13 protein-coding genes are annotated in these 12,934 nt (G+C 68.7%); 8 read left to right on the forward strand and 5 right to left on the reverse strand.

Translation table 11 applies throughout. The annotated features are described in order from the left end of the window. From AW274_RS30365 to AW274_RS30400, 8 genes are all read left to right on the forward strand, one after another. The gene (locus tag AW274_RS30365; RefSeq protein ID WP_030455643.1) at positions 1-363 is read left to right on the forward strand and encodes a DUF742 domain-containing protein; all 363 of its coding nucleotides are present in this window, start codon (positions 1-3) and stop codon (positions 361-363) included. Beyond that, positions 344-928, forward strand: a complete 585-nt coding sequence (locus tag AW274_RS30370; RefSeq protein ID WP_030455644.1) for a GTP-binding protein — start codon at positions 344-346, stop codon at positions 926-928. The genes AW274_RS30365 and AW274_RS30370 overlap by 20 nt, the downstream gene beginning before the upstream one ends. A gap of 276 nt (positions 929-1,204) precedes the next feature. Further along, a complete protein-coding gene (locus AW274_RS30375) occupies positions 1,205-2,338 on the forward strand; it encodes a polyamine ABC transporter substrate-binding protein (RefSeq protein ID WP_083975036.1) in 1,134 nt (377 codons plus the stop codon). Positions 2,339-2,433: 95 nt separating this feature from the next. Continuing rightward, positions 2,434-3,717: a glycosyltransferase gene (locus tag AW274_RS30380; RefSeq protein WP_062439239.1), complete on the forward strand. Its 1,284-nt coding sequence runs from the start codon at positions 2,434-2,436 to the stop codon at positions 3,715-3,717. 130 nt (positions 3,718-3,847) lie between these two features. Next, positions 3,848-7,141 carry a sensor histidine kinase gene (locus tag AW274_RS42750; RefSeq protein ID WP_157520800.1) on the forward strand — a complete coding sequence of 1,098 codons (3,294 nt, stop codon included), beginning with the start codon at positions 3,848-3,850 and terminating at the stop codon, positions 7,139-7,141. Next, complete coding sequence (locus tag AW274_RS30390; protein WP_061296951.1) at positions 7,138-7,560, forward strand: roadblock/LC7 domain-containing protein; 423 nt, start codon at positions 7,138-7,140, stop codon at positions 7,558-7,560. Before AW274_RS42750 ends, AW274_RS30390 begins: the two co-directional genes overlap by 4 nt. A gap of 19 nt (positions 7,561-7,579) precedes the next feature. After that, complete coding sequence (locus AW274_RS30395; protein WP_030455649.1) at positions 7,580-7,951, forward strand: DUF742 domain-containing protein; 372 nt, start codon at positions 7,580-7,582, stop codon at positions 7,949-7,951. A 7-nt stretch (positions 7,952-7,958) separates the two neighbouring features. Beyond that, on the forward strand, positions 7,959-8,519 hold the full coding sequence (locus AW274_RS30400; protein ID WP_062439545.1) for a GTP-binding protein: 561 nt from the start codon (positions 7,959-7,961) through the stop codon (positions 8,517-8,519). Positions 8,520-8,539: 20 nt separating this feature from the next. Here the strand turns inward: AW274_RS30400 and AW274_RS30405 are convergent, their stop codons facing one another. The 5 genes from AW274_RS30405 to AW274_RS30425 are packed head-to-tail and all read right to left on the reverse strand — an operon-like array spanning position 8,540 to position 12,882. After that, positions 8,540-9,547 (reverse strand): methyltransferase, encoded by a 1,008-nt coding sequence (locus AW274_RS30405; RefSeq protein WP_062439246.1) that lies wholly within the window; start codon positions 9,545-9,547, stop codon positions 8,540-8,542. Then, positions 9,544-10,332 (reverse strand): ABC transporter ATP-binding protein, encoded by a 789-nt coding sequence (locus AW274_RS30410; RefSeq protein WP_062439249.1) that lies wholly within the window; start codon positions 10,330-10,332, stop codon positions 9,544-9,546. Before AW274_RS30410 ends, AW274_RS30405 begins: the two co-directional genes overlap by 4 nt. Positions 10,333-10,341: 9 nt before the next feature. Continuing rightward, positions 10,342-11,133, reverse strand: coding sequence for an ABC transporter permease (locus tag AW274_RS30415; RefSeq protein WP_157520801.1), 792 nt, complete (start codon positions 11,131-11,133; stop codon positions 10,342-10,344). After that, positions 11,130-11,912, reverse strand: coding sequence for an ABC transporter permease (locus tag AW274_RS30420; RefSeq protein ID WP_062439256.1), 783 nt, complete (start codon positions 11,910-11,912; stop codon positions 11,130-11,132). The genes AW274_RS30415 and AW274_RS30420 overlap by 4 nt, the downstream gene beginning before the upstream one ends. 4 nt (positions 11,913-11,916) lie before the next feature. Beyond that, positions 11,917-12,882 (reverse strand): ABC transporter substrate-binding protein, encoded by a 966-nt coding sequence (locus tag AW274_RS30425; protein WP_232320503.1) that lies wholly within the window; start codon positions 12,880-12,882, stop codon positions 11,917-11,919. Positions 12,883-12,934: the final 52 nt, after the last annotated feature.

Consider the following 12,934-nt stretch of genomic DNA (forward strand, 5'->3'; position numbering starts at 1 on the left):
ATGCGCGCGGGTGAGGGGACCGAGGACGAACCCCTTTTCCGTCCTTACGCCGTCACCGGAGGACGCGCCGAGCCGCGTTACCATCTGGCGATGGAGACGCTGGTCTCCACGGCGACCATGATGGGCGATGACTACTCCCTGCTCGGCCCCGAGCAGGAGGCGATCATGACGCTCTGCCGATCCGTGCGATCGGTCGCGGAGATCTCCGCGCTGCTCCGGGTCCCCCTCGGGGTGGCACGGGTGCTGATCGCCGACATGGCCGACGAAGGGCTGGTGCGACTGCACATGCCTCAGCTCATCAGCTCGGGCCAGCCCGACCTTAACTTGCTCGAAAGGGTGCTCAGTGGACTTCGCAGGCTCTAGTCGCGGCCTGACCTCGACGAAGATCGTCGTGGCGGGTGGTTTCGGCGTGGGCAAGACGACGTTCGTCGGCGCCGTCTCGGAGATCCTTCCGCTGACGACCGAGGCCGTCATGACCGACGCCAGCGCGGGGATCGACGACCTCGGGCTCACGCCGGAGAAGACGACGACCACCGTCGCCATGGACTTCGGTCGTCTCTCGCTCGATCAGGACCTCATCCTTTACCTGTTCGGAACCCCCGGGCAGCACAGGTTCTGGTTCATGTGGGACGATCTGGTCCGCGGCGCGATCGGTGCTGTCGTACTGGTCGACAGCCGCAGGCTTGCCGACAGCTTCCCGGCGATCGACTACTTCGAGGAGGCGCAGCTTCCGTTCGTCGTGGCGCTGAACGGGTGGGACGGCGTGTTCATGCACGCCGAAGAGCAGATTCGCGAGGCTCTGTCGCTGCAGCCGCACGTGCCCATCGTGCGGACGGACGCGCGGTCCCGCGAAGCCGTCAAGTCCACCCTGATCACCCTTGTTGAGTACGTACTGACCGTGCGTTCCGCATACGGTCGGCAATACTGATCGGGAACAATCCGCACCTCACGGGCATTGAGGGCCATCTGTCCCCGGCAGATGGCCCATGTTTTTGTCCGGGTTGTGGTGGTTCGTGGATGTGTGAGAGTTGGGATCCCATTTCACTGGTTGACAGGATGCTGAAGCATCCTTCAAATCGAAGTGTGAACGTCCAGCTAACAATGTCCTGAAAAGTCTTGATCTGTGTTGATACGTGCTGCAACACTCCCCCTTTGGTCTGCCCCCCTGCAGGCCATCAGGCAAATTTCAGAAGGAGTAGCGGTCGTGTCCCGAATCCGGCACACCCGTCATCTGCCGGCTGTTGTCACCGCCGCCGGCCTTGTCCTCGCCCTGGCCGCGTGTGGCGGCTCGAACTCCGCCACCACGGCGGACGGCGCCGCCGCGCCGAGCGCCACCGCCGCGCAGCTCGACCCGAACGCCGACCTCACCAAGCAGAGCCTGACCTTCACCATCTGGGACGGCTACAGCCCCGAGGACCTGAAGGACCGCGTCAAGGAGAAGCTCGGCTTCACCATCGAGAAGGCGATCCACGACACCAACGAGACGGCCATGGCCAAGATCACGGCCTCCAAGGGTGTCGGTTTCGACGTGGCGTTCGTGTCGGGCCAGTACGCCCAGGCCCTCAACGAGGCAGGCCTGCTGGAGCCCCTGCACAAGGAGCTCATCCCGAACCTCGCGAACCTCTACCCCGAGGCCTCGAACCTGTCCTACGACAAGGGCAACAACTTCTCGGTTCCCTACACCTGGGGCACGACCGGCATCTGCTACCGGACCGACCTGGTGAAGCCCGCTCCCACGAGCTGGAACGATCTTCTCCAGCCGAAGCCGGAGTACGAGAAGAAGATCACCCTCATGACGACCGAGCGCTGGCTCGCGCTGCCCGCCCTCAAGGCCATGAACGCGTCGATCAACACCACCGACGACGCGGTGATCGCCAAGGCCAAGGAGATGCTGGAGGCCGCCAAGCCCAAGCTGCTGGCCTTCGACGACACCGAGTTCGGCGCCAAGGTCGCCAAGGGTGAGGCCGTCATGGCCGAGGCCTGGGACGGCTGGTGCCCCACCGGTGAGCCCAACGTCGGCTTCGTCGTCCCCAAGGAGGGCAGCGACCTCTGGGTGGACACGATGGTGATCCTGAAGGCGTCCAAGAACAAGGAAGCGGCGCACGCCTTCATCAACTTCATCCTCGACCCCGAGCAGCACGGCTGGGCGGCCCAGAACATCCTCTACAAGGTCCCGAACAAGGCGGCCATGGAGAAGGTCCCGGCCGACGTCCTCGCTTCGAACGAGCCGCTGAAGTACACGCCGGCCGATCTGCTGCAGGGCGAGTCGATCATCGACCTGGGCTCCGACTCGGCGAAGTACACGACCCTGTCGACCGAGGTCACCGCCGCGCAGTGACGCTGTGACGGGCACCGCGGCGGAGTCTCCGGGGGCTTCGCCGCTTTTTCGCCGACTGCGTTGGAACGATCGTTTACCGCGAGAAGAGAACCCCAATGTCTGCTGAGAAGCCGCTGACCGTCCTGTTCATGCCGGAGAGCGCGTACGGGCCCACCAACAACTGCATCGGCATCGGCGACGTCCTCCTCAAGCGCGGCCACCGTGTGGTGTTCGCGGCCGAGGCGTCGTGGAAGGGCAAGCTGACCGCCCTCGGTTTCGAGGAGGACCTGGTCGACCTCGCCCCGCCGGCGGAGGACGCCGAGGAGCAGGACGCGGGCCAGTTCTGGAAGGACTTCATCCGCGACACCGCGCCCGAGTACCGCAAGTCGACGCAGGAGCAGCTCGAGACGGTCACCAAGCCGATCTGGGACGCCCTCATCGACGGCGCGAAGTACTGCGAGCCGCAGCTCAAGGCCATCATCGAGCGGGTGAAGCCCGACGTCATCGTCGAGGACAACGTCATCACCTTCCCCGCGCTGCTCACCGCGGGCGTGCCGTTCGTGCGCATCATGTCGTGCAACCCGCTGGAGATGCGCGGCGAGGGCGTGGCCCCGGTCTTCTCGGGTCTCCCGGCCACCGGTGAGGGGTGGAAGGAGTTCAACGAGGAGTACGACCGCACCCACCGCGAGATCTGGACGGCGTACAACGAGTGGGTCGTGGAACAGGGCGCCCCGCCGCTCCCGGACCTCGACTTCATCCACGAGGGTGACGCGAATCTCTACGTTTACCCCGAATTCCTCGACTACACTGTCGAGCGCCCGCTCGGGCCTTCGTGGACCCGGTTGGATTCGTCGGTACGCGAGACGGACGAGGACTTCACGTTGCCGTTCGAGCGCGGTGACAACGCGCTGATCTACTTCTCGCTCGGTTCACTCGGTTCGGCCGACGTCGAGCTGATGCGCCGGGTGATCGACGTGCTGTCGCGTACACCGCATCAGTACATCGTCTCCAAGGGCCCCCTCCACGAGGAGATCGAGTTGGCCTCCAACATGTGGGGCGCCGAGTTCGTTCCGCAGACGAAGATCATCCCGCTGGTGGACCTCGTCATCACCCATGGCGGCAACAACACCACCACCGAGGCGCTGCACTTCGGCAAGCCGATGATCGTGCTGCCCCTGTTCTGGGACCAGTACGACAACGCCCAGCGCGTCGACGAGAAGGGCTTCGGCGTCCGCCTGGACACCTACAAATTCTCCGACGAAGACCTCATCGGCGCCGTCGACCGCCTGATCGGCGACTCCGCCCTGCGCGCCGACCTGGCGGCGAAGGGCGAGGAGCTCCGCCGCCGAGACGGCCTCCGCGTGGCCGCGGACGTCATTGAGAAGGTCGCGGCCAAGTAAGAAGCACCAATCGCACTTGATGTCCGATTCGGCGATCCGGGTGTTAATTCGCTGATCTGGTAACAGTGTGTTCCAATTTCTGGTGCCATAGAGGGCAACAGGAGTGACAGGCGAGAGGTTGTAAAAGCCAGTGACAACGCACGACCCGAGAGGTGGCCTCGGCATCGAGGCAGGCGTGCAGGAGAAGGCGGCGCCCGCCCCCGCCGCCAAAGCTCCAGGGGCCGCGTTCATGCGGCTGGGAAACTGGCGGGTGCGCTCCCGTCTCGTCGCCCTGATCCTGCTCCCGACGGTGGTCGGTGTCATCTTCGCGTCGGTGCAGCTCACCTCCGCGATCAACACCTCCGCCGAGTACCGGAGACTGACCGAGGTCGCGCGGCTCGTGGTCCAGCTCGACGGGCTGAACCACGAGCTTGCCCAGGAACGCGACTACACGGCCCTGTTCATCCAGGACGGCCGCAGGAACAGCCGGTTCGACGAGGTCCAGAAGGTCTCCGCGGAGGTCGACGACCTTTCCGGCAAGGCACTTGCCACGCTCCAGTCGCTCGACTCCAGCCACTCGACGCGTGTGCTCACCCGGGCCGCGAAGATCGCCGGATGGCTCCGGGGCCTCGACGGTCTGCGCAAGGGCGTTCTCGAGAACGAGAGCGTGCCCGCCCGAGCGGCCATCGTGATGTACACCACGATGATCTCGGAGCTCACCTCGCTCCACGAAGACCTGATCCGCTCCGCCGGTTCCGACGAACGGCTGTTCGCCGACACCACCGCCCTGGCCGCCTTCACCCGGGCCAAGGAGGACATCTCCAAGAGCCGCGGCCTGCTGGCCATCACGCTCGCGAGCCGGCCGCTGCAGCGCAACGTCAGGTTCGACTACGACGACCTGTCCGACTTCCTCAGCGCCGGCCGCTCCCAGGACGCCCAGCTCGCCGCTTTCCAGAGCGAGGCCTCCCCGGCCGACGCCTCGTTCTACCGCCAGACGGTCAAGGGCGAGATGACCGAGCGCGCCCACTCGATGCGCGCCGCCGCCCTCGCCCAGCTCCGCCAGCACAACGGAGCGATCCAGGACCTCGACCGCACCCGGACCGACGACCTCCAGCGCTGGTTCGACTCGACCACCGCGACCATCGACCTGATGCGCGAAGTCGAGAAGCGGGTCGGCGACTCGGTCGTCACCCAGTCGGTCGCCCTGCAGGACTCCGAGCAGCGCAGCGCCATCGTCTCCGGCGTCCTGATCGTGGTCCTGCTGCTGGTGGTCCTCGTCATCACCACCCTGGTCGCCGGTTCGCTCACCCGGCCGCTGCGCCGCCTGCGCCGCGAGGCGCTCGAGATCGCCGGTTCGCGGCTGCCCGACACGGTCCAGAAGCTGCGCGAGTCCGGTGAGGCCGCCGACCTGCCCGAGGTCGCGCCGATCGGCGTCACCACCTCCGACGAGATCGGTGAAGTGGCGCGCGCCTTCGACGAGGTCCACCGCGAGGCGATCCGGCTGGCCGGCGACGAAGCCCGCCTGCGGAGCAACGTCAACTCGATGTTCGTCAACCTCTCCCGCCGCACCCAGACGCTGGTGGAACGCCAGCTGTCCCTCATCGACGGCCTGGAGCAGGGCGAGCAGGACGAGACGCGACTGGGCAACCTGTTCAAGCTCGACCACCTGGCGACGCGCATGCGCCGCAACTCCGAGAACCTCCTGGTCCTCGCCGGCCAGGAACCTGCCCGCCGCTGGGGCCAGCCGGTCCCGATCGTCGACGTCGTCCGCGCCTCCCTCTCCGAGGTCGAGAACTACGAACGCGTCGCCATCCAGGTGCAGTCGGGCGCGGCCGTCGTCGGCCAGTCGGTCAACGACGTCGTCCACCTCATCGCCGAGCTGGTCGAGAACGCCATCTCCTTCTCCCCGCGCGAGACCCGCGTCACCGTGTCGAGCAACCGCATCGACGGCGGCGGTCTGATGATCTCCGTAAGTGACGTCGGCATCGGCATGACCGGCGACGAACTCGCCGGCGCCAACTGGCGCCTGGCCAACCCGCCGGTCGTCGACGTGTCGGTGTCGCGTCGAATGGGCCTGTTCGTGGTCGGCCGCCTGGCCCTGCGCCACGGCATCCGCGTCCAGCTCCGCCAGCAGGACGTCGGCGGCCTCACCGCGATGGTGCTGCTGCCCGAGACCCTGCTCTCCCAGCCCGCCGCCGCCTTCCCCGGCGCCCCCCAGCAGGGCCTGCCCACCGGCGGGCAGCCCGCGCTGCCCGGGACGGCGACCGGTTCGTTCGGCACGCCGGCCCCCGCCGCGTTCGGGCAGCAGCCCGCGCTGGCCAGCCCGACCCCGTTCGAGACGGTGCCCCGGCCCTTCGGCAGCGACGGGCCGCCCGACCCCTGGGCGAGCACCACCGGCGGCACGCCGTTCGACTCCTCGTTCGGCCAGCTTCCGCAGCGCAACCCCTTCGACAACCCTCCGGCCAACACCCTGCCCCCTGCGGGCATGCCCCCCGCGGGCCCGCCCGGACTGCCCGCCGCGCCGCGCAACCCCTTCGACCAGCCGGAGCGCGATCCCTTCGCGCCCATGCCGGATCGGGGCTCCTTCGACACCGGCCCGCGCATGTTCGGCGGCGGGCCGAGCCCGACCGACACCGGTCCCTTCGACCGCACCGCGTTCGCCCGCGGCCCGCTCGACAGCGGCGCCTTCGAGCCCCCCTACGACCAGCGGGGCTTCGACACCGGCGGTCACAACCTGGGCGGTCACAACACCGGCGCTCACAACACGGGCGGCCACAACATCGGCGGCTTCCCCTCGGGCGGCTACCCGCACCCCGGCGCCAACGACACGCCGTGGCCGGGGCAGACGCCCGCGGCCGGCACCCCTGGCTGGCCCGGCGGACCGGCCGAGAACGGCTCCTGGCCGGGCACGCCCGCTAACCGCGGGCCCTTCGAACCTGATGTCGACAACACCGGACCGCTTCCCGCGGTCCGGAACTCGCCCCTCGACGAGATCGACGAGTTCCTGCCGATCTTCGCCGCCGTGGAGTCCGACTGGTTCCGGCGTGCGCCGGACCAGCCGGAGGTTTCCGGCGACGACGAGAGCCCCGGTGAGCGCACCGCGTGGTCGTCCCCCGCGGTGGACGCCGGTTGGCAGGCCGCCCAGGCGGCCGCCGAGCCCTCACTCGGCGGAATCACCTCGTCCGGCCTGCCGAAGCGGGTGCCCAAGGCCAACCTGGTGCCGGGCTCGGCCGAACTGGCCGCGCCCTCGGCTCCCGTGCCGGTGGCTCCCGCGCCGTCGCTCTCGCCCGACCGTGTACGCAACCGCCTGGCGAGCTTCCAGGCCGGCGTACGCCAGGGCCGCGCGGTGGCGAGGGGAGACATCAGCGAGGAGCAGGGTTGGCCCGGGGCGAACCCCGCCCAGGGTCAGGGTCAGGGTCAAGAGACCGATAAGGATGAGGCATGAGGGAAATGAGCCAGGCCGCTCGCGGCGTCAATTGGCTGATCACAGACTTCGTGAACAACGTGCCCGGTGTGGCGCACACGGTTGTGGTCTCCGCTGACGGGTTGCCCCTGGCGTACTCGGAGGGATTCCCGAAGGACCGCGCCGACCAGCTGGCGGCCGTGGCCGCGGGTCTGATCTCCTTGACGCAGGGTGCCTCGCGGGTCTTCGAGGGTGGAGCCGTGACGCAGACCGTGGTCGAGATGCAGCGCGGGCTGCTGTTGATCATGTCGATCAGCGATGGTTCCTGTCTGGCCGTGCTGGCCGCGGCCGACTGTGACATGGGTCTGGTGGCGTACCAGATGACGCTGCTGGTCGAGCGGGCGGGTCAGGTCCTGACCCCGGCCGTCCGCGCCGAGCTCCAGGCTTCCCACCCCCGTTGATCGAGATTAGGAGGTCGCCGTGGCAGGCGGCTGGACAGGCGAGCCCCCGGCGGAGCAAAGTTCGCTGGTGCGACCCTATGCGGTGACCGGTGGGCGCACGGCCCCGCGAGTTCAGCTCGCCATGGAGGCACTCGTCTCCTCTGTCATTGCGGCGCACGTGGACCTCTCGACCATGCCCCCGGAACGGCAGGCGATCACGTCGCTCTGCCGTCAGGTCAGGTCGGTCGCGGAGATCTCGGCCATGCTGCGCATGCCGCTGGGCGTGACGCGGGTGGTCATCGCCGACATGGCGGCGGAGGGCCTGGTGCAGGTGCACCAGCCGCAGCTCGACGCGGGTAAGCCGGATCTGGGTTTGTTGGAAAGGGTGCTCAGTGGACTTCGCAGGCTCTAGCCGGGGCCTGACCTCGACGAAGATCGTCGTGGCGGGTGGCTTCGGCGTCGGCAAGACGACATTCGTCGGTGCGGTGTCGGAGATCGTGCCGCTCACGACGGAGGCGGTGATGACCGACGCCTCCGAAGGCATCGACGATGTCGGCCTGACCCCCCACAAGACCACGACGACCGTGGCGATGGACTTCGGCCGGGTGTCGCTCGACCAGGATCTGATCCTCTACCTGTTCGGCACCCCCGGTCAGCACCGCTTCTGGTTCATGTGGGACGACCTGGTGCGGGGCGCCATCGGCGCGATCGTGCTGGTCGACACGCGCCGCCTGGCCGACAGCTTCCCGGCCGTCGACTACTTCGAGGAGGCGCAGCTCCCGTTCGTGATCGGCATCAACGGTTTCGACGGCAGCTACCCCCACGGGGAGAACGAGGTGCGCGAGGCGCTGTCGCTGTCGCCGCACACCCCGATCGTGCGCACCGACGCGCGGTCGCGTGACTCGGTGAAGAACACGCTGATCACTTTGGTGGAGCACGCTCTGACGATGCGGGTCGCGGTCCCCGGCTGGCAGCGCTAGCCGGGGACCTCGGTCCCGTCTTAGTTCGGTACTGCTTCGATGACGCTGGCCCAGCCGGTCAGCGGCAGGATCCGGGCGGTGGTCAGGCCGCTCTTCTCCAGCAGCGTCTGATACTCGGCGGGCGTGCGCTCCATGCCGCCGCCCGAGAGCGACAACATGCGGATGTCGCCGTCCTTGCCCACGTGGGGCGAGTCGTCGTCGCTCAGCACGATCTCCAGGATCAGCACCCGTCCGTCGTCGGGCATGGCCGCCCGGACGTTGCGCAGGATCCGCACGCTGTCCTCGTCGCTCCAGTTGTGGATGACGTTGGCCAGCAGGAACACGTCGGGGCCGCTCGGGATGTGGGCGAAGAAGTCGCCGACGACGAACTCGCAGCGGTCGGCGAGGCCCGCCTCGGTCAGCGCGTCGCGCCCGCTGCCGAGGACCCGCTCCAGGTCGAACAGCACGCCTTCGAGGTGCGGGTTGGCTTCGAGCAGCGCGCCCAGGATGTGGCCGCGGCCGCCGCCCAGGTCGATGACCTTGCGGGCGTCGCCGAGGTCGTAGTTGTCGGCCAGGCCGGCCGCGAAGGGCTCGGCGCGGATCGTCATGTAGTGGTCGAACAGCACGGCGACCTCGGGGTCGCGGCCGACGTACTCGTAGACGTGGCCGTACTTCTCCTTGAAGGCGCTCCTGCCGGTCCTGACCGTCTCGGGGAGCTGCCCCATGGCGTACCAGAAGGCCTCCTGGCCGACCATGCGCACGGCCGAGCGCACCGAACCGGGCACGTCCTCGCACAGGAGCCGGCCCGAGTCGGTGAGCTCGTAGCCTTCGGGGACGGTACGGAGGAAGCCCATCGACGCCACCTCACGCAGCGTCCGGTGCAGCGACAGCGGGTCGGCGCCGCAGCGCTCGGCCAGGACGTCCGCCGTCAGGGGGCCGGCCGCGAGATGGTCGGCGCAGCCCAGCTCCGCCATCGTGGCGAGGGCGGCGAAGCGGGAGATCCCGTAGATCGCATCCCATACCGGGGCGGCCGGGTCGTTCTGGGTCACCTGGTCTCCACTCCAAATCCGTGCGTGTTGCGGTGGGGGGTCATGCCGCGGACGAGACGGCCGACTTCGGCGCGCAGCCGGACGAAGGCGTCGAGTTCGCGGGTGTGGATCTGGTCGCGCGGCCCGGGGAGCTGGACGGGCAGGTCGCCCACCACCGTTCCGGGGGCCTTGCTGAGCACCACGACGCGGTCGCCTACGTAGACGCTCTCGTCGACGTCGTGGGTGATCAGCAGGATGGTCATGCCGTGGTGGGCGCAGACGCGGAGGGTCAGGTCCTCCAGCTCCTCGCGGGTCTGCGCGTCGACGGAGCCGAAGGGCTCGTCCATGAGCAGCAGTTTCGGCTGGTACGCCAGCGCGCGGGCGATGGACACCCGCTGCTGCATGCCGCCGGACATCTCCCACGGGAACTTCGCGGCGGCCCCGGCCAGGCCGACCTGTTCGAGGGCGGCCATGGCGGCGGCGTCGCGCCGCTTCTTGTCCAGGCCGCGGCGGCGCAGCGGCAGGCCGACGTTGGCCACCGCCGACATCCACGGGTAGAGCGAACGGCTGTAGTCCTGGAAGACCACGGCCAGGTTCTCGGGGCTGCCGTCGACGGGTTTGCCGTCGAGCAGGACGGTTCCGCCGGTGGGTTTGATCAGCCCCGCGATCGACCGCAGCAGGGTCGACTTCCCGCAGCCCGATGGCCCGACGATGCAGACCACCTCGCCCTGGGCGACCTTGAGGTTGACGCGGTCGATGGCGCGGTAGGAGCCGTAGGTGTGGCTCAGGTCGACTAACTCAAGCACCGGATCTTCCTAAACGTTGCGCCTGGCGTTGGCGTGCCAGGACAGGACGCGGCCCTCGGCGACGAGGAACAGGGCGTTGAACAGCAGGCCGAGCACGCCGAGCAGGACGATGTGCGCCCAGACCCCCGCGTAGTCGTAGGTCTGCTGCGCGTAGAGCAGGCTGTAGCCGATGCCGCTGTTGCTGCCGACGAGTTCCGACACCACCATCAGGATCAGCGCCAGCGACAGGCTCAGCCGGAGGCCCGCGAAGATCTTCGGCATGGCCGAGGGCAGGATGACGCGGCGGAGGATGTCGTACCGGCTGAACTGGAAGACCCGTGCGGTCTCCAGGAAGCCCTTGTCCACCGCCCTTACTCCGTCGGTCGTGTTGACCAGCACCGGCCAGATGACCCCGAAGACGATGACGGCGAGCTGCGTGGGGGTGCCGATCTTGAACAGCACGAAGAAGATGGGCACCAGCAGCGGGGGCGGCAGGGCGCGCAGGAACTGCAGCACCGGGTCGGTGTACTCGGACAGGCCGCGGATCCGGCCGAGGGCCACACCGAGGGCGATGCCGAGCACGCCGGCGATGAGCCATCCCGCGATCAGCCGCCCGAGGCTGGGCCCGAAGGTGTCGAGCGCGCTGTCAGTCAGCAGCAGCTGGGAGGCCGGGCCGCTCAGCCACATGTCGTAGAACTGGGTGGCGATCCTGCTGGGCGGCGGGAAGTACGGCGACTCCGTCGCCCGCGTGAGCAGTTCCCACACCACCAGCGTCACGGGCACGATCCAGAAACGGAGCACGCCGGAGGTCGCTCGTCTCACGTGGCGGCCCCCGCTCTGGCGCGGTGCCACCGGAACAGCCGGTTCTCCCCGGCCACGAGCACGGCGTTGACCAGGATGCCGAACAGGCCGACCAGGATCGTCGCGCCGATCATCAGGTCGAGCCGGTTGCCGCTCGCCGCGATGGTGATGTAGACGCCGATGCCCTCGATGCCGCCCGCGATCAGCTCGGACGTCACGACCAGCACGATCGCGACCGAGGCGGCCAGCCGGATGCCGGTGGCGATGAAGGGCGCGGCGCCCGGCAGCACCACCCGGTAGGCGACCGATCCGGGACCGAAGCCGAAGCTGCGCAGGGTCTCCTTGGCCAGCGGGTCGACGTCGCGCACGCCGTAGATGGTGTTGATGAGCACGGGCCACAGGGCGGCGTACACCGCGACCGTGATCCGCATGTGGGTGGTCTCCGAGTAGAGCAGGATGACCAGGGGGATCAGCGCGACCGACGGGATCGGCCGCAGGAACTCGATCAGCGGCCGCACCGCCAGTTCGGCGGGTTTGACCATGCCGAGCAGCAGCCCGGCCGGCACGGCGATCGCGATCGTCACCAGCAGCGCCAGCGCCCACGTGGTCAGGCTCGACCGGGCGCTGACGAGGAACTCTGGGTCGGTGAGCAGCTCACCGGCCCGCAGCAGGACCGTGGAGACGAGGGGCAGCCTTTCGGTGTCCCACGCGCCCAGCCGGCCGGCCGCCTCCAGAACGACGAGCAGCCCCGCGGTCCCGATGAGACCGCGGAGCAGGCTCGCCCCGTTTACCTTCGGCACGTCGTCACTGCGCGGGGGCAGCCGGCGCCATCAGGGCCTTCACGTCGAAGCCGGCCGGGATCATGCCGTACTCCGTCAGCGTGTCGGCGACCCGCTGCAGGCGCGCCTCGCTCAGCGAGGTGGAGTAGGTGCCCAGCGCGATGACGGCCGCGGTGGCGGCGTCGATCTTCGTGTACTTCGGCAGCGCCTCCTCGACGACCTTGCGGTCGGAGGCGGCCAGGGTCTGCGCCTTGGCCAGGGCGCGCTGGAAGGCGGCGACGGTCTTCGGGTTCTCGCTGGTGAACTTGTCGGTCATCACCCAGCCGGCGATGGGGAAGTTCTCCAGCGGGCCCGCCATGCTGTCGGCGACCTTCTTGGCGCCGGCCTTGGCGTTCGCCGAGATGAACGGCTCGGCGACCCAGATCGCGTCGACGGTGCCGGTCTCCAGCGCCGCGCCCATCTCGGGCAGCGGCATGGCGACGTACTGCTCCTTCTCGTTGATCGTGACGCCGGCGACCTTGGCGGTCGCGGTCACCGCGAGGGTGCCGATCGCGTTGAGGGTGTTCACCGCGATCTTCTTGCCCGCGAGGTCGGCCGCGGTGTTGATGGCGGCGTTGTCACCCTTGGTCATGATGACGAAGTTGTCGGGGGCGGCCTGGTAGCTGTCGGCCACCACCTTGAACTTGCCGGCGCCGGCCTGCTGCGCGAGGAACAGCGCGACGTAGTTGCCGAGCATGGCGTCGAGCTGGCCCGCGACGAGCTTGGGCGTGGCCGCGGCGCCGCCGACCTCGACGGAGATCTTGACGTCGAGGCCCTCTTCCTTGAAGAAGCCCCGGTCCAGAGCGATCTGGATGGGGGCGGCGTCGGGCACGGCCACGACGCCGATGGTCAGCGCGCTCTTCTCGAGCCCGCCGGAGCCGGTGGCGGCCGCGCCGGTCTCGGGCTCGCCGGTGCCACAGGCCGAAAGGGTCAACGCAGCCAGAACGCCCACGATGAGCGTCCGGCCCGCAAATAGGCGCCTCATTGGTTGAGTCTCCTTAGAT

Source organism: Herbidospora daliensis (assembly GCF_001570585.1).
Classification (GTDB): domain Bacteria; phylum Actinomycetota; class Actinomycetes; order Streptosporangiales; family Streptosporangiaceae; genus Herbidospora; species Herbidospora daliensis.

Bases quoted from the DNA above. Each gene is read 5' to 3' on its own strand.
- AW274_RS30365 (WP_030455643.1), top strand. From the start codon at position 1: ATGCGCGCGGGTGAGGGGACCGAGGACGAACCCCTTTTCCGTCCTTAC.
- AW274_RS30380 (WP_062439239.1), top strand. From the start codon at position 2,434: ATGTCTGCTGAGAAGCCGCTGACCGTCCTGTTCATGCCGGAGAGCGCG.
- AW274_RS30390 (WP_061296951.1), top strand. From the start codon at position 7,138: ATGAGGGAAATGAGCCAGGCCGCTCGCGGCGTCAATTGGCTGATCACA.